18 protein-coding genes are annotated in these 20,867 nt (G+C 39.3%); 10 read left to right on the top strand and 8 right to left on the bottom strand.

Annotated elements, in window-relative coordinates; all coding sequences use genetic code 11:
- Positions 1-11 precede the first annotated feature (11 nt).
- The 4 genes from MOQ65_RS05520 to MOQ65_RS05505 all read right to left on the bottom strand — a co-directional run bounded on the left by MOQ65_RS05520 (position 12) and on the right by MOQ65_RS05505 (position 3,995).
- Positions 12-923, bottom strand: a complete 912-nt coding sequence (locus tag MOQ65_RS05520) for a hypothetical protein (protein WP_178885614.1) — start codon at positions 921-923, stop codon at positions 12-14.
- 147 nt (positions 924-1,070) lie between these two features.
- A complete protein-coding gene (locus tag MOQ65_RS05515) occupies positions 1,071-1,937 on the bottom strand; it encodes a hypothetical protein (RefSeq protein WP_213467270.1) in 867 nt (288 codons plus the stop codon).
- Positions 1,938-1,967: 30 nt separating this feature from the next.
- Positions 1,968-2,765, bottom strand: a complete 798-nt coding sequence (locus tag MOQ65_RS05510; protein WP_373027848.1) for a hypothetical protein — start codon at positions 2,763-2,765, stop codon at positions 1,968-1,970.
- Positions 2,766-2,822: 57 nt separating this feature from the next.
- Entirely contained in the window at positions 2,823-3,995 is a 1,173-nt protein-coding gene (locus MOQ65_RS05505) for an iron-containing alcohol dehydrogenase (RefSeq protein WP_195186166.1), read from the bottom strand.
- Positions 3,996-4,148: 153 nt separating this feature from the next.
- Between MOQ65_RS05505 and MOQ65_RS05500 the strand changes: the two genes are divergently transcribed.
- Entirely contained in the window at positions 4,149-5,708 is a 1,560-nt protein-coding gene (locus MOQ65_RS05500; protein WP_257846927.1) for a hypothetical protein, read from the top strand.
- An 81-nt stretch (positions 5,709-5,789) separates the two neighbouring features.
- Here MOQ65_RS05500 and MOQ65_RS05495 read toward each other — a convergent pair whose 3' ends face one another.
- Complete coding sequence (locus MOQ65_RS05495; RefSeq protein WP_257846926.1) at positions 5,790-6,308, bottom strand: flavodoxin family protein; 519 nt, start codon at positions 6,306-6,308, stop codon at positions 5,790-5,792.
- 444 nt (positions 6,309-6,752) lie between these two features.
- On the opposite strand from MOQ65_RS05495, the gene MOQ65_RS05490 reads away from it, so the two are divergent.
- The gene (locus tag MOQ65_RS05490; RefSeq protein WP_257846925.1) at positions 6,753-9,035 is read left to right on the top strand and encodes a ribonucleoside-diphosphate reductase subunit alpha; all 2,283 of its coding nucleotides are present in this window, start codon (positions 6,753-6,755) and stop codon (positions 9,033-9,035) included.
- Between the two features lie 74 nt (positions 9,036-9,109).
- Positions 9,110-10,138 carry a ribonucleotide-diphosphate reductase subunit beta gene (locus tag MOQ65_RS05485; protein ID WP_009661519.1) on the top strand — a complete coding sequence of 343 codons (1,029 nt, stop codon included), beginning with the start codon at positions 9,110-9,112 and terminating at the stop codon, positions 10,136-10,138.
- Between the two features lie 81 nt (positions 10,139-10,219).
- Here the strand turns inward: MOQ65_RS05485 and MOQ65_RS05480 are convergent, their stop codons facing one another.
- The 3 genes from MOQ65_RS05480 to MOQ65_RS05470 all read right to left on the bottom strand — a co-directional run bounded on the left by MOQ65_RS05480 (position 10,220) and on the right by MOQ65_RS05470 (position 12,258).
- On the bottom strand, positions 10,220-10,858 hold the full coding sequence (locus MOQ65_RS05480; RefSeq protein ID WP_257846924.1) for a hypothetical protein: 639 nt from the start codon (positions 10,856-10,858) through the stop codon (positions 10,220-10,222).
- Between the two features lie 439 nt (positions 10,859-11,297).
- A complete protein-coding gene (locus tag MOQ65_RS05475; RefSeq protein ID WP_257846923.1) occupies positions 11,298-11,756 on the bottom strand; it encodes a DIP1984 family protein in 459 nt (152 codons plus the stop codon).
- Between the two features lie 85 nt (positions 11,757-11,841).
- Entirely contained in the window at positions 11,842-12,258 is a 417-nt protein-coding gene (locus MOQ65_RS05470; protein WP_257846922.1) for a GNAT family N-acetyltransferase, read from the bottom strand.
- Positions 12,259-12,735: 477 nt separating this feature from the next.
- On the opposite strand from MOQ65_RS05470, the gene aroF reads away from it, so the two are divergent.
- From aroF to MOQ65_RS05435, 7 genes are all read left to right on the top strand, one after another.
- On the top strand, positions 12,736-13,749 hold the full coding sequence (aroF, locus tag MOQ65_RS05465; protein WP_119207088.1) for a 3-deoxy-7-phosphoheptulonate synthase: 1,014 nt from the start codon (positions 12,736-12,738) through the stop codon (positions 13,747-13,749).
- Positions 13,750-13,823: 74 nt separating this feature from the next.
- Positions 13,824-14,876: a 3-dehydroquinate synthase gene (aroB, locus tag MOQ65_RS05460; RefSeq protein WP_257846921.1), complete on the top strand. Its 1,053-nt coding sequence runs from the start codon at positions 13,824-13,826 to the stop codon at positions 14,874-14,876.
- Positions 14,877-14,978: 102 nt separating this feature from the next.
- On the top strand, positions 14,979-16,247 hold the full coding sequence (gene aroA, locus MOQ65_RS05455) for a 3-phosphoshikimate 1-carboxyvinyltransferase (protein ID WP_257846920.1): 1,269 nt from the start codon (positions 14,979-14,981) through the stop codon (positions 16,245-16,247).
- Between the two features lie 72 nt (positions 16,248-16,319).
- A complete protein-coding gene (aroC, locus tag MOQ65_RS05450) occupies positions 16,320-17,414 on the top strand; it encodes a chorismate synthase (protein WP_257846919.1) in 1,095 nt (364 codons plus the stop codon).
- Positions 17,401-18,540: a bifunctional chorismate mutase/prephenate dehydratase gene (locus MOQ65_RS05445; RefSeq protein ID WP_005379588.1), complete on the top strand. Its 1,140-nt coding sequence runs from the start codon at positions 17,401-17,403 to the stop codon at positions 18,538-18,540. The genes aroC and MOQ65_RS05445 overlap by 14 nt, the downstream gene beginning before the upstream one ends.
- A gap of 123 nt (positions 18,541-18,663) precedes the next feature.
- Positions 18,664-19,899, top strand: a complete 1,236-nt coding sequence (locus MOQ65_RS05440) for a shikimate kinase (protein ID WP_257846918.1) — start codon at positions 18,664-18,666, stop codon at positions 19,897-19,899.
- Between the two features lie 358 nt (positions 19,900-20,257).
- Positions 20,258-20,866 (top strand): type II toxin-antitoxin system RelB/DinJ family antitoxin, encoded by a 609-nt coding sequence (locus MOQ65_RS05435; RefSeq protein ID WP_195186173.1) that lies wholly within the window; start codon positions 20,258-20,260, stop codon positions 20,864-20,866.
- Position 20,867 lies beyond the last annotated feature (1 nt).

Here is a 20,867-nt window from a genome sequence, read left to right as displayed (position 1 = left end):
TAGGTTTTGTACTAGTACTCATATATACGAATTATCCTCTCATCAGGGAATAATCTATGCTTTTTAGCCTTAAACTCTGGATTATTATTAGAATCAAAATATTCAATCGTATTTCTTAACTGCTCATGAGTAAAAGGACTAGTGCTTGGTTTATATTCAAGCTGATTAAACACAGCATAACGTCCATCGTATGTAACAAATTGTAACCTAGATTTTTTATCTGGATGATATGAATCTACTAATATTCCAGGTAAGCCATTATTCCATACCGCTGAATAAGTAGTATCATTTGGTTCATAGTACGGTCCCCAAATGCGCCAATATGTTTGTAAAGAATGATAAAAATTATACTCTTTATCTACAAGCACTTTATTTTCTATATCTGTACTATCAGGATGATCTACATCTAAAGGAATAATCTGAATAGAATACCAAATATCTCCTATCTCATACTCTATAAAAATATTGTTATCTAACATATAGAACATCTTCAACTCTGCACCTTTGGGAATGCGGAATGTCATGCCTTTACGAGTAATAATGTCTGTATATGAATCTATATCATTTAAATTCTTCTTACAAGGAACCTTGCTTCCCACTGGATACGATAAAAGAGTAGTCTTTTTCTCATCATGAATGAGCTTATCCGTTGAATGATACAATCTCCCCCGAATTAAACTTAATTCTTGAGCATACGTTTCTTCTTCACGTAAATACCCCTTTGCTATGTCCTCGGTCCTCATTCGTTCTAAATGTCTTTGTAAATCAGCTTCAATCTTATCATTAGTTTGTTCACTACTAACGCACTTCTCTTTAGCACTACCAGAAATATCACTTTGAGTAATCTGCTCTTTTGCATGTACTTGTGAAGCCATAAGACTTATCATTAACAGTGCAGCAAGGTATGAATATATTCTTTTCACAATACAACTCCTTAGCTTTATAACAACCACTACAATCAACTTCAATCTCTACTAGTATTGTACCTTTTAATACTTGTAGAATCATCAAAGGGGCTGTAACAAAACAGCCCCTTTGTTCCAAATTTTATATACAAACTCTGCCCAACTCTAATGATACATATCTATATCTACAGTAATCATTCGCGTTCGTTCCGGATTAAACATAAAGTAAATCACTCTTGGCTGGTCATGATCAAAGTTATGGTAAACAACATATACTACATATTTCTCAGCTGATACTCGAGTGCTATAATAAAAATCTTCATTAGGATCATCACCGACACTCTGGCTGCCATCAATTAACCAGGAAAATAATTTCCAGTTTTGTCGTTGAATAGTGATAATCTCATAATAATTCTTTATGTCACTAACCAATACATTTTTATCTTTTGGATATGTAAACGAATTAAGTACTTCAACTGTAGTATCTTTATCCCTGCCATTTATAAACGAATACCAAGCATTAGATTTAACAGTTTCCTCATACCTTGAAATCGTTGCTTTATCACCATCTAATACTAAACAGCTTTGATTCCCTCCCATTCCAATTACTTCAGCAGAAGAAATCACTTTCAAACTCTCAGGTAAAAACTTAGGTGCTTGTAATGGAGACGGAATATACCCCGCCTTAGATGAAGGCCATGTAGAGTGCCACCGTTGAGTATCATAATGGGATATTCCTACAGCAGAAAATACTAAAGTAACAGCTAATGTAGGAAGCATACACAGAAAAAAGATAACATAAAAATATGATAAAAATCTTTTACGTACAGTTTTCTCACTATCAATAACTCTACATTTTTCAAGCAATAATACAATCGTGGCGATTAATAAAATCAGATAGTACACCCCAGAATACGAGATATAATCTGAGAAGAAAAATGTTAATACCCAAAGAATTATAAAAAACCATATACTCTTTCTATAAGGATTAGAAAAAAACAATTTCTTTAAGTAAATTAAACACCGTTGCATTTACGATCTCCACAACAATACCTACTCAAATTACTTAGATTGATAAAACACAGCCCGTGTCCCATCATTACTAATTAACAATTCCACAAAATGAGGTCTTTTAGTATTCCCATCATCTACAAACACATATAATCTATGATTTCGAGTAGAATTATATGTATCCTTGACTACTGTTTTTGTTTCTTTTCGAGGTGCAAAGCGTAGCCACTCAATAAAAGTCCGTTCTGGCAAATTAAGGGATTCTTCTTCTATACTCTCTACAATATTATAGCTATTAGGGTGAGATATAAAACGCTTTTTCTCCCCAGTATCTAAATCACGCAATACACCATCCGCATCAATTTGCGCTGTATAGGCTGCATTTTGCTTTGCTATTGCCTCATATTGTGCAATTACTTTAGGGTCCCCCTCAAGTACAGTATATCTCTCTGGATATGCATTAGCCCAAGCTAAACTACTACGAAAAGCAGACGCTCTATAAATACCGTCGGGAAGTTTTCCTGGTCGTTTTAACCCCTCTGGTAGTTCTCCACTATTAGGCCACCCTTGAGTCCAATCCATGGTACTATACTCGAAGGAATCAAATTGCTCAATGCTTGTTTTTAAGTCGTACCTAAACCAATCGCTTACTAACCAAGAAAAGCTGAGGGTAAAGGCAATATACAAACACCAAGCCAACTGAGTGTGCCTTTTTTCAGATATGGACTGTTTCTTAAAGCGCCTATATTGTAGAAATATACTCGATACTATGGCTATACTAAAAACAATATATGTAATAGGCGCTATATTAAATAGCACTACCACAATTGCAAACAACACGCATAGCATAACCGTTAATAGACCATAAAATCCTTCGAACAAAACTCTCTCCTATTATGACAACACTTAGAACATTTTCTTATACAACGCTTCAATATCTTCACGGCTTATTTTAGCTATTGTATTAGCTATATTGCCTGTAGCTACAACGTATACATTATCTACGAGCCATGGAATGTCTTTTTTCGTAAAGCCTAATTCTGTAAGGTTTGTAGTAAGGTCTAGGTCATGGACGATTAGGCGTAATGCTTCGCCTAGTTCGGAACCATCTCCGTGGTTAAATATCCGAGCTAAGGCACTAAATTTATCAGGGTTTGCACTCCATGTATATTCCACTGCAACAGGTTCAATAATAGCAAGGCCTACACCATGGGTAATATCTTTAAGGCCACTGGCTGGATGTTCCATACCATGTGCTAATGTTACACCAGCTGTATTAATAACCATGCCCCCAATTGTGCTAGCTAATGTAACGGACTCCCAAGCTTTTGTAAGTTGAATTTCGTTGAGAACAGCTGATTTGCCTTCCGCCGTTGCTTTCACATGTTTATATAGAGGTACAAGGTATTGTGCTAATAAGGTTACAGCATAATGAGCTAACGCATCGGTGAAAGGTTGTGCTGTTTTAGAGGTATAAGCCTCGATGTTGTGGCATAGTGCATCAAAGCCTACAGATGCCAATACATGAGGTGGCATTGTACCCATTACAGCAGGATCTACAATAGAAACCTTTGGCACAATAGCATTGCAGCGTAAGGATTTCTTATCACCTGTTTCAGGATTAGTAAGAACACCAAAACCGTTGCCTTCAGAGCCGGTACCACAAGTCGTTGGAATAACAATAAGAGGCAATGCATTATCACTTGTTTTACGGTTGAAAATATAGTCGTTAATATCGCCTTCATTCACCGCCATAAAGGCAATTCCTTTGGCACAGTCCATGATGGAACCACCGCCGATAGCAATAACCATATCACAGCTTTCAGATTTAGCTAACGCAGCGCCGTCTAAGGCAGTTGTGGTCAATGGATTGGCATCCACTTGATCAAACAATACATGACCGATATGAGCTGCATCAAGCTTTGCTACCACCCGATCATATAAACCAGATTTTTTAGCACTAGTACGACCAGTTACAATAAGTGCTTTCTTGCCATACGGTGCAGCAAAATCAGCAACATTATCTACTTTATTCCAACCGAATTGGATGTTTACAGGTAAAAAATAAGAGAATTCCATGTGATAACCTCTTTTCTTTGAAAACTAGTTCTTAGTGTTATTGTAAAGGATATTTAAAAGCATGTAAAACCTCATAGGGCTTTCACCAGAAAACAGGTATACTAATAATAAGAGAGGTATTTATATTTATATTTATAGAGGGAGAGAACATCTATGAAATTTGCTATTAAACATTTATGGTCTTCGCTGAGGGACCTAGCAACGCAGTCGCCTATATTACTGGCATTAATTGCCATATTTTCATGTACACCGTTGTATATTGAACAAGATTGGTTTGCCGAAATCGACATTAAGCTATACTCACTGTATTTCTTTATCGTTATATTACAAAGCTATATAACAAGGGCTCGAAAGTTTTCCGTTTTATATACATTAGTAAGTATCGGAATCAGCGTTGGCCTTTATATGATTCACGAAGGCTACGGCTACGTGCGAGGTATTGAACTAGCTACGGAAAATATATCGTACCTATGGCTGTACTCCATGATTGCCTTGTATTTCACATCGCCTGGTGAACACTACATCGGTGAAATCATTAACCGCATCAAACGGATTGGCATCACCCTTGTTACATCTACGCTATATAACATTGTTATCATCATGAGTTTATGGTTCTTCTTCATCATCGTGGACCAACCATTCAACTTTGAAGAAACCATTTTTAAGGTACTCGCATCCATTAATATGTTCATTTGTCTATCTATGGTATGTTCTTACAAAGAGGATCCCGCAGGTCCTCCGGCACCAAACTCATTTTTTACTGTTGTATTCGGTATCATCTTACCTAAGGCGTCCATTATTACAGGCATTCTAGCTAATATCTATTTAGTCTTGATTCTGTTAGGGCTTCGAGAGGATACGCGTTTCTTCTACACCTATTATCCGTATGTAGCCATTTTCTACCTATTCTACTTGGCTAGCTTTAGATCTAGTGAAAGTAGCAGAACACAGCAAATACTATGCTTCTTGTTCATTACGCTAACTACACTGTGCTTAGCTCTTATCGGTAAGCGTGTGATTAATGAACCAGTGCTCTGGCTCAATACGATTTACGTGAGTGCATTCAATTTAATCTTCTTAGTACACAATGTATACTCTCTTGTGAAGGGTTTAAAACCATCTGTACACACAACAGTTATGGCTCTTGCCTTAGGTACTGTTCTCTTAACGCCATTCATAGGCTATACAACGTATCGTGAATTTGTGACCTATACTAAAGTCGATGGCGAATGGCATGCAAGCCTACCAATAGCTGCTACCTTTGATCCTAACTTCACGGACTATGGCACACCATATGTCCCTGTAGATGATTTAAAACTGCCAGATACCAACCCAACAAACGGCAGACGAGTTGAATATATTAATTTTGATGCTATAACTGCACCAAAGGTTATTTCGATTGCAGGATACGATAAATACATTGAAAACATCGAATTAATAGTCTACGAAAGAGACCTTAAGGAATACGAAGTAGAATCTGCCAACTTCGACTCTATCTCCTTCAAGTTCCTCAACAAAGGCCTTGATTTAGAGGTATCTCTACCAAATGGTGTGACAGAGGTGCATCATATTTATGATAAGTTCCTTACAGTCGATAAAACAGCTATCGATCCTGTCATTATAGAAGGCACTGGATACAAACTATTGATTACATCGTACTTCATAAACCAATTCGATACACGTAAACTTAAATTTAACGTACTTTATAATTAAGCATATAATACAATATAGTAATAATTACAACATCATATATAATATGACAAAAGCAGTACCCCACAGGGGTACTGCTTTTATTCATCGATCTAACTTGACTAGAATATGTTGGGCAAAATCTTGGGCCGCTTTAAAATCGTCTTCATTTGGGTGTACTGCAGCTTGTTTATGACGTGCATCGCGATCAGCAGATTGACCGTGGCTATGCCCTTTCGGGAACATCTTGTACATCATTTCGATGACCTTAGGGTCTACCTTGCCTTGGCAGATGAAAGTCCCTACAGGCTCTACGCCATCTGGCAAACAATTTGCTGCATTGATTAAGCTCTCCTTAGCATGTGCCATTTGCGGTGGAACACCAGCCGTTGCAAATAGAGCAATATGAGAGTTATGCAATGTGCCTAGTACATCACGGGCCTCTTTATTAGCTGTCCCTTTATCCACCCAGAATCCTGCAAACACAAGATCATAAGATGATAAATCGGACGGCAATTCTTTCATAGATACACATGGTGTACCTGCTGGCAATACACTAGTAATAGCCTCTGCCACTTGTTTAGTATTTCCCGTAAGGGATGAATATATAACAATAGACTTCATGTCTTACCTCCTATTTACTATATATATATCTATTATAGGACATGTATGACATGCTTTTAATAAAATAAATCACAATAGTATAGAGAAGGATATAGAACGGAATTTCATATATTGCCACGTACTATTTTACTATTCACAAAAGAGATACATCATTCAAAATCATCATATATGCTCTTTATATAGTACTTTCTAGCATTTATAACTATATCGATAAATTTAAGCATTCTATATTTATAAATTTCTAAATGTCAATATTGAATGTATAGAATTTTTTCGCTATAATCGTAACATAATGTATAAGCTCAATAGGAAAACTACAACATATAGTAGTTTTCTTATTTTTCTGATTAGACTTAACTTAAAGATATTTTATACTTTTCAGTCTAATCTTATATATGCTTAGATTAACAGTTTTATTACTTTTAAGACTCAAGGGGAACAGTAATGGAGATTATGATCAAGAAACGGGATGGCCATTTCGAGCCTTTATCCGTTGAAAAAACGAAACGTATGATTGCCTTCGCATGTTTGGGGTTAGATTCTTGTGATCCACTAGAATTGGAAATGGATGCGAAGTTACAATTCGTTGATGGCATGACAACTAAAGAAATTCAAAAAACTTTAGTACAAACAGCTATCGAAAAGGTTATCTCTAAAAAAGACGACGGCTTCGGCAACCAAGTTAATAAAATGAACCAAGATTGGCAGTTTGTAGCAGCTCGCCTCTTCTTGTTCGATCTCTATAAAGAAGCAGCTATCACTCGTCGCTACAAAGCGTTTGGTTATGGCAACTTCCCAAATCTTGTACACATGCTCGTAGAAGAGAAAAAATACGCTGACTTCTTCGTTACAGAATATACACCTGATGAATTGCAAGAGTTAGGCGATTACATCAAACCTAAACGCGACTACCTCTTCAACTATGAAGGTCTTAAATTATTGGCTGACCGTTACTTGGTAAAAGGCTTCAACAAAGAAATCTTTGAATTGCCACAAGAACGCTTCATGGCTATAGCAATGCACTTGGCATTGGTAGAGGGCGAAAACAAAGTAGAATACGCTAAAAAATTCTACGATTTGATGAGCCAATTAAAAATGACAACAGCTACACCTACATTGGCAAATGCTGGTACACCATTCCATCAATTGTCCTCCTGCTTTATCTCTGGTGTAGATGATAACTTATGGTCCATTTATGACGTAAACAGCAAGTTCTCCCGCGTATCTAAACACGGTGGTGCTCTTGGTATCTACCTTGGTAAAGTTCGCGCATTGAACTCCGATATCCGCGGTTTCAAAAACTCCTCTGGTGGCGTTATTCCTTGGATCCGCTTATACAACGATACAGCGGTTGCAGTAGACCAATTGGGTAAACGTAAAGGCGGTGCTACAGTAACACTTGATATTTGGCACAAAGACTTCTACGAATTCGTAGAGCTTCGTACAAACAATGGTGACGACCGTCGTAAAGCACATGATATCTTCCCTGCTATCTCTGTTCCAAACATCTTTATGGAACGTATGATCGGCCGTGAAAACTTCACACTCTTCGATCCTCATGAAATCTTGGCTGTAAAAGGCTATGCCTTAGAAGACTTCTACGATACAGACGATAACAAAGAGTTCACAAAACGTTACCTTGAATGTGAACAAGATCCGAACTTGCACGGCATCGAAGTACCAGCACTAGACATGATGAAAAAAATCATGCGCTCCGCTGTTGAAACTGGTACACCATTCATCTTCTTCCGCGACACTGTAAACGCTGCAAACCCTAACAAACATGCAGGTATGATTTACGCATCTAACTTGTGCCACGAAATCGCACAAAACGTTGGCTTCACAAACCTTGCTGAAGAAATCATCAACGAAGACGGCACTATCACTACGAAAACAAATACAGGCGACATGGTTACATGTAACTTGAACTCCATCAGCCTTGGTCGCATTTCTGACGAAGAATTGGAAGAAAATATCGCTCTTCAAATTCGTATGTTAGACAATGTTATTTCCATTAACCAAGCACCAGTACCAGAGTCTCGCATGACTTCTGATAAATACCGTGCTATCGGTCTTGGTACATCTGGTTACCACCACTACCTTGTAAACCACGATATCCAATGGGAGTCTGATGAACATATCGAAGTAGCGGACAAGTTGTTCGAAAACATCGCGTACTATTCCATCAAAGCTTCCATGGAATTGGCGAAAGAAAAAGGTGCATACCCTGCATTCAAAGGTTCCGAATGGGAAACTGGTGAATACTTCACACGTCGTGGCTACACATCCGATCGTTGGAAACAATTGGCTGCAGACGTTGCAAAATACGGCATCCGCAATGGTTATTTGATGGCCGTAGCTCCTACAGGTTCTACTTCCAACATTGCGAACACAACGGCTGGTATCGACCCTATCTTCAAAAAATTCTTCATCGAAGAGAAGAAAGGTTCTTTCACACCAAAAACTGCACCAGATTTGAACAACAAAACATTCTGGCTCTACAAAGAAGCGCATACAATCGACCAACAATGGTCCATCAAAGCTTGTGGTGTGCGTCAGCGTCATATTGACCAAGCTCAATCTTTCAACTTGTATATCACACCTCAAATGAAAGCAAAAGAAATCCTAGACCTTTATGTTGAGGCCTACAAACAAGGTATCAAAACAATCTACTACATCCGTAACCAATCCCTTGAAATGGATGAGTGCACTAGCTGCTCCTCCTAATACGAGATGTGTTTATAAATCTGATGACGACCTATAGCAGTATAGGTCGCATCGTTGTATAAAGGAGTCCTACTATGGATAAAAAATTGATTTTCAACGAACATGGTGAACGTGGCACGCAATCTATGATTGGCGGCAACACCACAAACCTTCGCGAATGGAATCGTATCAAGTACGACTGGGCGAACCAAATGTACCGTACAATGCTCAACAACTTCTGGATTCCTGAAGAGATTTCCTTGAACGAAGACGTTAAGCAATTCCCATACTTAACAGATTACGAACGCCGTGCATTTGACAAAATTATTGCATTCTTGAACTTCCTTGATTCTATTCAATCTGAAAACTTGCCTAACTTGAGCCGTTATATTACAGCATCTGAAGTGGCATCTTTATTGAATATCCAAGCATTCCAAGAAGAAATTCACGCTCAAAGTTATTCCTACATTTTGGACACTGTAACAAATCCTATTACACGTGACAAAATTTATGACGAATGGCGTACAGATAAGACATTGCTTGCTCGTAACCGCTTTATCGCTGATGCATACCAACGTTTCAGCGATGATCCTAGCGAAGCAAACCTCATTCACACAATCATCGCCAACTATATCTTAGAAGGTATCTACTTCTACTCCGGCTTTAGCTTCTTCTACACATTGGCACGCCAAGGTAAAATGACAGCTACATCCACTATTTTCAAATACATCAACCGCGACGAAGTAACTCATCTTGTATTGTTCCAAAACATCATCCGCGAGTTACGTCGTGAACGCCCTGACTTGTTCACACCAGAACTAGAAGCAAAAATCACTGACATGATTCGCCAAGGTGCAGAAAACGAAATCGCTTGGGGTCAATACATCACTGATGATAAAATCCTCGGCCTTAACAACGTTCTTATTGAACGCTATATCAAATACCTTGCCAATATCCGCTTAGAAGCAATCGGCTTGCCTCATCTATATCCTGAAATCAAGGATAATCCAATGGAATGGATCGAAAGCTTCTCCAACTTGAATAGCACAAAAACTGACTTCTTCGAAGCAAAAGTTACAAACTATACAAAAGCAGCGGCATTTGATTTTGATGATTTAGAATAATAAAAAATGATAAAAGAAAAAGTGATTCTCACGGTGGGAGAATCACTTTTTTCATTATAAAGGTTATTCAGTTAATAACGGTTAGCCAGCTGTATATGGGCCGAATCTACCTGCAAATAGATAGGAACCCATTTTACCAAGTTTGGCAGCAAAGATAGAAGCTACGATACCTAAAATAATCATGATCCATGCGTTATCAGCATTTACACCATTAGCAATAGCGATATAGGCTTGTGCACAGGAAAGAATAAAGTAGATAACTGTTAAGTAAATCTTTGCTTTAGGAATTTTAGATGTTCCTGTTTTGTAACGTAATTTACTACCAATATAACCAGAAATACCACCAATGATAACGAGAAGTGGTAATATCATTGCTACTAATGTAATGGCAGGGAATAATACATTTGCAATAGATGGAATCAACAATGCAATAACAGGTACTAAGAAAGAAGCTGCTGTTGCTGCGATTGGGAAATGTACCGCAATTGGATGTAAATGAAGATCTAGCAATTTTTCACGTTTTGTATCAATGCGACGTGGCTTGTAATCCATCCAAACTGTTGGAGGAAAACCACATGTTGGACAAGGTTGATCCCTGTACTTAGCATCCTCAATATATCCGCATACACGGCAAATTATCCATTCGGTACCTTGTTCAGGTGTTGGTTTAGCTGCGGTAGAACTTGTTGCTGCCGTAGCTGCTTTTTGTTCTGCTGTCATAATGAAATCTCCTTACTTAAGAAATTCTATATAATTAAATAATGATTATTATTTAATTATATTATAACATAATTCACTAAGTAAAAAAGTAAAATTTATATGCTTATCAAAAAATTAAATATACCGTAGTACTAACGTACCTATAATCAAAGGTAGCGGTATTTGATTTCCATAAATTAGAATACTAAGAAAAAAGATACCCAATCCAGATCTTTGGATTGAGTATCTTTTTATCGTTTATATTTAGAAATAGTCCCCAACGCCACCCTCGTTTGTACAGTTGACACGTGGTAATACATTGTAAATTGTATCAATACATTTGTGCGCAAATAGGCCTACACTGTAGATTTTTATTCGCCCCATGAATGTATTCATCAAACGCTTGGTAAAAGCAAAAGTTTTGTGTCCACCCTGTTTCAAACTACCAACTATATAGATATTAGCTTTCAATCAATTCGGTGGTCCAGTTAGCAGACTGCAATAAATTGTCTAATAAACGAACTTGTTTTGCTATATTGTCAGCTTCTTTTTGGATATCTTTAACATTGATGGTCGGGATTAATTTGATTTCAGACCCTCTCGCACGAAAATTGATACTACCCGCGCTAGACGCCAATGTCCGATAAGCACTTAGACGCAATGCAGCACTATCTTTTTCCGCAATAATTTCAGTAATAGAACGACCTTCTACAATAGTTTTACAATTTGTTAAATTAATATCTGCAATTAACTTTTGTAGTCTAGTTACACATTGATCTAATGTTTTTAAAAGCTCTTCAGGGTTCTCATTCGGTGCTTCCCCTTCTTGCACTAAACTATTTTGAGTCAAACGAAGCTCTAAATCACTAATTTTATAATTCAAATCAGATCGCTCTTGTAATGCTTCTGCTAGTTTCATAAACTCTCACCTCATATTTTGAAATATATGGATATTAATATACTGACTGAACTAATACAAACTATTATATTTAGTATCTAGTTTCTTATAATACTTTCCGCATCATCACATGTGGACAGCCTTCATCAAGGTATTCCTCGCCTTCTGCCTTATAGCCAAGAGATTCGTAGAATGCTTTTGCCTGTACTTGCGCTGATAAGGAGCAGGTCTTAAATCCATCGCGGCGAATGCCGTTTTCTGCGGCCATCATAATCTTAGTACCTAGATGTTGTCCACGATACAACTTACGCACCGCCATACGGCCAATATGTGCGTCTCCAGCTACGTCACTAGGAAAATATCGGCAAGTCCCCGACGGCTTACCATCTATAGATAAGAGGACAAACTTTGCTATTTCATCTATTTCATCGAACTCGTCTTCAAAACCCTGTTCCTTCATAAACACATCAATGCGTATTTGTTTTATTTCATCAGTTATATGATCTAAGATTTGAATAATCATAGGTAACCCTTTCGCAGAATAAGTATATTTATAAAAATCGATTTAAGCTTATTACGAAACATAATATAAACACTGAAAACTTCTTATTTTTATTATATCAAAAACACGCTTAATTCCAACAAACATCTTAAATTCTATTAATTCCCACAGCCAAAATATTTTAAAACTTCTATGAAATTCATTTTTAGGTATTGCATAATTTTATCATTTGGGTTTATACTATACCCATAATTTTTAGAAAGGAGCAACCAAAGATGACTAACCAAATTAGCTTAGCTACAAAACAATACTTTTATTGGTTCTTTATCCAACGTACGGGTAAGGAACTATTTGTGGTACGCTAATTAAGATTGAGTCATTATTAGTTGCTTAGAATAGTAAAAGGGCTGCCCGTATTAAACTACGGGTAGCCCTTTTTTGTTTGCTATCCCGTATGGTGAGCCCTACTATTCACTGTAGTTACAAGGAGGAATTATCATGATTATCACATTGAAACAAAACGCAGCAGAAACAGAGGTGTCTCGTTTACGCAGTGAATTAGAGGAAAAAGGCTTCATTATCCATCCTGTAGAAGGTGCACGCTATAATATTTTAGGTCTTATCGGCGATACTGCATCCCTCGATGCTCGTCAAATCGAATCCCTTGATTTCGTAGATAAAGTAACTCGCATCCAAGAACCATACAAAAAAGCAAACCGTAAATTCCATCCAGATGATTCTGTAATCAACGTAGGTGGTGCATTGATCGGTGGCGGTCACTTCGCAGTAATGGCAGGTCCTTGCTCCGTAGAAACGCCTGAACAAGTATTAGAAACAGCAAAAGCTTGTAAAGCAGCAGGTGCTACAATTCTTCGTGGTGGTGCTTTCAAACCTCGTACTTCTCCATACTCCTTCCAAGGCATGGGTCCTGAAGGTTTGGAATTATTAGAACTTGCTAAAAAAGAAACAGGTCTACCTATCGTTTCCGAAGTTATGGATATCTCCCAATTACAATACTTCGATAATGTAGATATGCTTCAAATCGGCGCTCGTAATATGCAAAACTTCACACTTTTAAAAGAAGTAGGCAAATTAAACAAACCAGTTCTTTTAAAACGCGGTTTATCTGCTACATACGAAGAATGGTTGATGGCTGCTGAATACATCATGTCCGAAGGCAATGAACAAGTTGTATTATGCGAACGTGGTATCCGCACATTCGAAACTAAAACTCGTAATACATTAGACGTGACAGCAATTCCTATGATGCACGAATTATCTCACTTGCCAATCATCATGGACCCTAGCCACGCTGCAGGTATGAGCCGCATGGTTCGTCCACTTTCCCTTGCATCCATAGGCGGCGGTGCAGACGGCCTTATGATCGAAGTTCACAATGATCCATCCAAAGCATTATGCGACGGCCCACAAGCATTACGTCCAGACCAATTCACTAGCCTTATGAAAGAAATTATCGCATTGCGCCAAGCATTGGTAGAATGCACTAAATAATCTTAGATAGCACACAAATAAGCTAGTATCCGTTATAATAGGTACTAGCTTATTCTTTTATGAAAGGAACTGTTATGACTCGCATTCATATTAACGCGTCCACCCCTTATGACGTTGTCATCGAGGAAGGCGCTTTACAACGCATCACCGATTATATTAAACCGTTAAAACCAAATTGCCGTGTTATCATCGTTAGCGACAGCAATGTGGCACCGCATTATTTGGATTCTGTGAAAGCTAATATGGAACGTGCGGGTTATACTGTTTGTGATTATGTATTCCCTGCTGGGGAAAGCTCAAAAAACGCTCATCAACTCATCGATTTAGTAGAATATATGGCAGCTCAATCGTTAACGCGTAAAGATTTACTTATCGCTCTTGGCGGTGGCGTTGTGGGCGATATGGCCGGTTTTGCAGCAGCTACCTACTTACGTGGTATCGACTATGTACAGGTTCCTACATCCCTATTAGCCGCAGTAGACTCCTCTGTAGGCGGTAAAACAGCAGTCAATCTAGAAGCAGGTAAAAACTTGTGGGGTGCTTTCAAACAACCTATCCTTGTCCTCTGTGATCCTACAACCCTCCATACATTGCCAGACATGGAATGGAAAAATGGTTGTGGGGAAATTATCAAATACGGTTTCCTCGATGTACCAGGTTTATTAACCCAACTCGAACACAAACCATTAATAAAACATCGCGATAGCGTGAGTGCCGTCATCGCTCGTTGCGTTCAAGCAAAGGCGGATATAGTTGAGCAAGATGAACGCGAGTCCGGTGTTCGTGCCCTCTTAAACCTCGGTCATACCTTTGGTCATGGCATCGAAAAGGCCAGCCATTTTGAAGTCCACCATGGCTATGCTGTAGCCATCGGTATGGTCCTCATGGCACAAGGTGCTGTAAAACATGGAGAATTAGATAAAGAGGCATTAGAAAAATTAAAAGCCCTCATCGAAGCACACGATTTGCCAACTACTACGACCATAACGAAAGAAGAAATCTTAGCAGCTGCTAAACACGATAAAAAAAGCGAAGGTGCTACCATTAAAATTGTAGTTCCTACAACCTACGGCCATAGCGAACTTAAGGTGGTAACACACGAAGAACTTGCCACCTATTTAGACTAAACCTTATTAATTCGTTTGAAGGCTTACGTAAGATACAAACTATCTTTTTCTCTATAGATAGAATTATAGTTATATGAGACCTAATACTTAAAGGAGATTTATATGCATTCCGTAACGAACGCCATCCCTACAGGGACGGTTGCGTCTATCCCAGCAAAGGCCCATGCACACCGCGCATTGATTTGTGCAGCTCTTGCTACCTCTCCATCTACTATATTACTGAGTCGTACCTCTAAGGATATCGATGCAACGATGGACTCTTTGCGAGGCTTAGGGGCTCACGTAGTATATGAAAATAAAATTGTTACCGTTACTCCTGGCCCCGCTCCTGCAAAGGGCAATGTAGTACCTCACGAATCAGGTACTACGTTACGCCTTTTATTACCTGTAGCAGCATCCATCTGTAATGATATAGATGTAGATGCTAAAGGTCGTTTACCAGATCGTCCACTAGAACCTATGCTAGGGGAAATGAAAGCGCACGGCGTAACTTTTTCCCAAGATAAACCGCCATTCACTATGACAGGTCGTCTTCAAGGGGGCAATTTCTCCATGGTAGGAGATGTGAGTAGCCAATTCTTCTCTGGTTTATTGTTGGCTGCTCCTCAAATCGGCTTATCTACCATCACGTCAACTACACAACTACAATCTAGCGATTATGTAACATTAACAACTGAAACTATGCGCGATTTTGGTGTAGAAGTAGAGCATACCTTACCGGATACCGATATTAATGAGGCTTTCACAGTCCCATTTGGTGCATCCTTCATCGGTCGTGATAATTACCAAATCGAAGGCGACTGGTCTAATGCAGCAATCTGGATGGTGGCAGCCGGTATGACTGGCAAACCAATTACGATTACAGGTATGAACAAAAACTCTGTACAAGCGGACCGCCGCATCATGCAAGTTATGATTGATGCTGGTTGTGATGTTGTCTGGGATGGTATGAATGTGACGGTCACAGGTCGCGCTTCTAAACCGATTCATGCTGATCTCGAGCAAATGCCTGATATGTTGCCTGTTATGGCGGCCCTTGCTTGCTCTATTTCTGGTGAAAGTTCCTTTGTTAAGGGTGCTCGCCTACGTTTAAAGGAATCGGATCGTCTCGTAGCCGTTGCTAATCTCGTAAGAGACTTAGGCGGCACAGTTCGTGAAGAAGGCGATGACCTATACATCATCGGTAGTGGTATACTTAAAGGTGGACTAGGTGATTGCGTAAATGACCATCGCCTCGTTATGGCTGGCACATTGATGGCTCTCATCAGTGAAAATTCTGTTACCTTAAAAGATAGCGAAGCTATCACAAAATCCTATCCAGACTTCTTTGAGGACTGGAACTTAGTGGGCGGTAATGCACAACCAGTTTAGATTTCTAATCGTATCTGGTGAAATCTAATAGATAATAGAAATAGTACGTACTATATAGTAGGAGTTAATATAATGGCATCTAATTTCGGTAAAACCATACAGGTATCTACCTTCGGCGCCTCTCATGGGTATGCCATCGGTGGTATTGTAGAGGGTCTACCTTGTGGACATACCATCGATATCGATGAATTAAAATCCTTTTTAAAGCGCCGTGCGCCAGGGCAAAATCAATTAACAACGCAACGTAAGGAAGCCGATGTACCTGAGTTTTTAGCAGGTATCGTAGATGGTATGCTTAGCGGTTCTCCATTGGCATTTATGATCCGCAACACATCGCAACATTCTAGCGATTACAATAACTTGCGCGATATCCCTCGCCCATCTCATGCGGACTTCACAGCGCGCATGCGCTACGGCGACAAGGTAGATATGCGCGGAGGTGGTCACTTCTCAGCTCGCCTTACAGCACCACTTTGCGTAGCTGGTGGCATTGCCCTTCAACTATTACGTGAAAAAGGCATCGAAATCCACGGCCATTTAAAACAAGTGGGAACGATCCAAGATGCTCCTATCGATATGGTTCATCCAGATATGAAAGCATTAGCTAGTATCGCTACAGAGCCAATCGCTATGATTAATCCAGAAAAGCGTAACGAAGTAGAAACCCTTGTTATGAAGCTCAAAAAAGATGGAGACTCTACAGGTGGTATCGTTGAAGTCGTTGCTACAGGTCTACCAATTGGCCTTGGCAATCCAAACTTTGATGGCATTGAAAACCGCTTAGCTCGCGTAATCTTTGGGGTGCCCGCCATTAAAGGCGTATCCTTCGGTGGTGGCTTTGATATGTGTGCACAACTTGGTTCCGAAGTGAATGATGCTTTCACCATGGATGACGACAAGATTACAACGACAACGAATAATAGTGGTGGCATCCAAGGGGGTATTACCAATGGTTTGCCTCTCGTTATGCAAGTGGGCATCAAGCCTACACCATCTATTTATAAAGAACAACATTCTGTGTCACTTTCACAAAAAGAGGACACATTACTCACAATCCAAGGTCGTCACGACCCATGTGTAGCGCTTCGTGCAGTACCTGCAATCGAAGCTGTTACGGCCCTTGTTATACTTGATTTCTTAGGAGATATTGACCATGAACTTAGATGAAGTACGCGTTAAAATTAACGATATAAACGACCAAATGCTCGCCCTCTTCAAAGAGCGCATGGAACTCTCCAAGGACGTTGCGGCAGCGAAAAAAGAAATGAACAAGGCTATTTACGATGCCAAACGGGAACGCGATATTCTCGACAAAGTAACGAGAGATGCAGGCCCAGACCTTGATTTATATGCGCGCCGTTTCTTTGAAGCATTATTCAGCTTGAGCCGTACGTATCAGTCTGAACAATTATTTCAAGATAATGAGTTCACTGTAAAAATGAAAAAAGCCATTGAGCAATCCCCTACCTTGCCTCCTCAACGAGGCAGCGTAGCTTGTGCTGGCGTATTCGGTAGCAATGCACAAGTGGCATGCGATAAATTATTACCACTTAGCCAAATTCACTACGTAACAGGATTCCGCGCCGTGTTCGATGCCGTTGAGTCTGGCGAATGTCAATTCGGTGTATTACCTATCGAAAATAGCTCTAATGGTTCTGTAAAAGAGGTATATGACCTTCTAGAGGATCGTAAATGCTATATCGTGCGCGGTACACGCCTATGGATTTCTCACGACCTACTCGTAAAAAAAGGTACAAAACTAGAGGATATTCATACTATCATCTCTCACCCACAAGCATTGGGCCAATGTAGCCACTTCCTAGAAAAATTAGAAGGTGTCGAATTACGCTCCTTTGATAACACAGCACGTGCTGCACAGCTAGTAGCAGCTAGTGATGATCCAGGTGTAGCCGCTATCGCAGCACCTCAATGTGCAGACTTGTACAATTTGTCTCCATTGATGCGTAACATCCAAAACAGCGATAACAACTATACCCGCTTTATCTGTATTAGCAAGGACTTCCATGTATACCCAGGGGCTAATAAAATCTCTGTAGTAACCACAGCAAGCCATGCTCCAGGTGGCCTTGGTACATTGCTTACCAAGTTTGCTAACATCGGCGTAAACCTTACAAAACTTGAGTCTCGCCCTATCGTAGGCCATAACTTTGAGTTCTTGTTCTACCTCGACTTAGAGGCATCCCTAGCGGATCCTAAGGTATTATCCGTTCTAGCAGAGCTTCATACATCCCAAGATAAATTCCGCTTGCTCGGTAATTATCCAGAAAACTAATATATTCATCCGTACTAGTGCCTATAAGAGCATATATAGTACAATGAATGTAGTCATAAAATTCCAATGGCTAATAGGTAGCAGCCTATTAGCCATTCTATGTATATTGACCTAGGAGGTCCTATGAAATTTGGTTTACTTGGCCGTACGTTGGGCCATAGCTTCTCCCCTCGCATTCATAGTGCGTTAGGGAATACAAATTACGAATTATTTGAGCGCGAACCAAGCCAATTGCAAGAGTTCTTCGCTGATCCAGAACTACAAGGCATTAACATTACCATTCCTTACAAGGTAAATGCCCTTGAAGCTTGTGATGTTGTGGATCCTCGTGCAGAACGCATCGGTTGTGTAAATACAATGGTTCGCAAGGATGGTAAATGGCACGGCTATAATACAGACTATGATGGTTTCGTGTTTACCTTACAACATGCAGGCATCGATGTATCTGGCAAGGAGTGTATCATTCTTGGCGATGGTGCTTCCTCTGCTACCGTCCACGTAGCTCTCGAAGATTTAGGTGCAAAAAACATCGTTCATTTATCTCGCAAAACAGCTCCATTCTATGGTGATGCGCCAAACTATTATGAAACAGCGCAGATTATTATTAACTGTACCCCTATCGGCATGTATCCTCACAATCCAGCCAATCTCATCGATATTACGCAGTTTTCTAAATTGGAAGGCGTTGTAGACCTCATCTACAATCCACGCCGTACGATTTTACTGTTACAAGCAGAAATGATGGAAATTCCTCATTGTGATGGCTTGCCATTCCTTGTAGCCCAAGGCGTTGAGGCCGCTAACCATTTCCAAGGTGAAAGCTTTGGCACGAAAGAAATCGAGCAAATCTTGCGCGATATGCGACGTGAAAAGGAAAATATCATCCTCATTGGCATGCCTGGTGTAGGTAAAACAACGGTTGGTAAAGCCCTTGGCGAAAAAATGGGCCGTACTTGCATTGATGTGGATCAAGAACTAGAAAAAGAAATCGGTGACATTTCTACCTATATTACGGAACAAGGGGAACCAGCGTTCCGCGAAAAAGAAGCAGAAATGATTGCAAAACTCGGCACTCAAACAGGCCTTGTTATATCCACTGGCGGTGGCTGTGTAACAGTGCCTAAAAACTTTGCACACCTACGCCAAAACAGTCGTATCTACCAATTAACACAACCTATAGAAAACCTATCTACCACCGGCCGCGTACTCTCTAGTGGCGGTATCGAGCGCTTACGCGAGCTCGAAGAAATTCGTACACCAATGTATGAAAGCTTCGCTCAATGCATAATAGAACATAACCGCAATGCACCAGAAACAGTAGCAGCTATCCTAGAAGACTTCGAAGCAAACTTATTATAAGAGCCTGTATATCACATTTGTAAAACCCTTTACAGATAAATGGCTAAGAGCATCTACATCTGAATTAGTAAGAGCCTCAATAGCTTTATAAGTAAATGCATTTACATCTGTGTTTCTAGATAAAACTAAAACTCATATTTTAACTTCATAGATATAGTACTAAAAGCAGTAGTTATTCCTAAGATAACTACTGCTTTTTTATATGTACTATTAATTATAGGTATTTGTAGAAAACTACATTTGCAATTACAATGTAATTACAAATGGAATTGATTAACGTAAATACCTTTTAATATAAAATCAACAATATGACCAATGAATTACAGTCACAGGTCAAAAGAATACTAGGAGAGATACTATGAAAACCGTAAACCTACAAGTCCGCATCAACGAAGAGCTAAAACAGGAAGTATCTAGCATATTAAAGGCACAGGGTCTATCCTATACATCCATGCTAGATGCACTATTTCGTCAAATTATAAAAGAACGTCGCATTCCTTTCGCTATTGCTTTACCAACAACTCCTACAGAAAAAACACCAACGCCAAGTACACTCAACAATGACGGCACCTACGAACAACCCCGAACAACATTAAAGGCCTCAGATACAATAAATACATATGGAGCATCAACAGAAAACGAGGTAGAAATATCCTTTGATAAAATTGATAAAACAGGCATACTCAATATCCGTATAAACCCTAAAGTTAAGGCACTCACTACGGCAATTCTAAAAGAAATGGGATTAACCATATCTCAAACCGTCACACTTGTATCTAAACAAATACAATTCACTAACGATATTCCTCAAACTATCCATCGTCCAGAATGGATTGATGCTATAAATGATGATTTATGGACTAAAGAAGATTTAAACACAAGAATAGAGATAGGACTTAATCAAGCAAAAAATGGAATTGGCGAACCTGCTGAAAAAGTCTTTAATGAGCTCCTTAAAGATTTATAAG

The sequence above is a fragment of the Veillonella faecalis genome (assembly GCF_024677885.1).
Classification (GTDB): Bacteria; Bacillota; Negativicutes; order Veillonellales; family Veillonellaceae; genus Veillonella; species Veillonella nakazawae.
Note: the sequence above shows the minus strand (reverse complement) of the source record. Positions and strands in the feature narration are given on the sequence as shown.

Bases quoted from the DNA above. Each gene is read 5' to 3' on its own strand.
- MOQ65_RS05515 (WP_213467270.1), bottom strand. From the start codon at position 1,937: ATGCAACGGTGTTTAATTTACTTAAAGAAATTGTTTTTTTCTAATCCT.
- MOQ65_RS05510 (WP_373027848.1), bottom strand. From the start codon at position 2,765: ATGCTATGCGTGTTGTTTGCAATTGTGGTAGTGCTATTTAATATAGCG.
- MOQ65_RS05505 (WP_195186166.1), bottom strand. From the start codon at position 3,995: ATGGAATTCTCTTATTTTTTACCTGTAAACATCCAATTCGGTTGGAAT.
- MOQ65_RS05500 (WP_257846927.1), top strand. From the start codon at position 4,149: ATGAAATTTGCTATTAAACATTTATGGTCTTCGCTGAGGGACCTAGCA.
- MOQ65_RS05495 (WP_257846926.1), bottom strand. From the start codon at position 6,308: ATGAAGTCTATTGTTATATATTCATCCCTTACGGGAAATACTAAACAA.
- MOQ65_RS05490 (WP_257846925.1), top strand. From the start codon at position 6,753: ATGGAGATTATGATCAAGAAACGGGATGGCCATTTCGAGCCTTTATCC.
- MOQ65_RS05485 (WP_009661519.1), top strand. From the start codon at position 9,110: ATGGATAAAAAATTGATTTTCAACGAACATGGTGAACGTGGCACGCAA.
- MOQ65_RS05480 (WP_257846924.1), bottom strand. From the start codon at position 10,858: ATGACAGCAGAACAAAAAGCAGCTACGGCAGCAACAAGTTCTACCGCA.
- MOQ65_RS05475 (WP_257846923.1), bottom strand. From the start codon at position 11,756: ATGAAACTAGCAGAAGCATTACAAGAGCGATCTGATTTGAATTATAAA.
- MOQ65_RS05470 (WP_257846922.1), bottom strand. From the start codon at position 12,258: ATGATTATTCAAATCTTAGATCATATAACTGATGAAATAAAACAAATA.
- aroF (WP_119207088.1), top strand. From the start codon at position 12,736: ATGATTATCACATTGAAACAAAACGCAGCAGAAACAGAGGTGTCTCGT.
- aroB (WP_257846921.1), top strand. From the start codon at position 13,824: ATGACTCGCATTCATATTAACGCGTCCACCCCTTATGACGTTGTCATC.
- aroA (WP_257846920.1), top strand. From the start codon at position 14,979: ATGCATTCCGTAACGAACGCCATCCCTACAGGGACGGTTGCGTCTATC.
- aroC (WP_257846919.1), top strand. From the start codon at position 16,320: ATGGCATCTAATTTCGGTAAAACCATACAGGTATCTACCTTCGGCGCC.
- MOQ65_RS05445 (WP_005379588.1), top strand. From the start codon at position 17,401: ATGAACTTAGATGAAGTACGCGTTAAAATTAACGATATAAACGACCAA.
- MOQ65_RS05440 (WP_257846918.1), top strand. From the start codon at position 18,664: ATGAAATTTGGTTTACTTGGCCGTACGTTGGGCCATAGCTTCTCCCCT.
- MOQ65_RS05435 (WP_195186173.1), top strand. From the start codon at position 20,258: ATGAAAACCGTAAACCTACAAGTCCGCATCAACGAAGAGCTAAAACAG.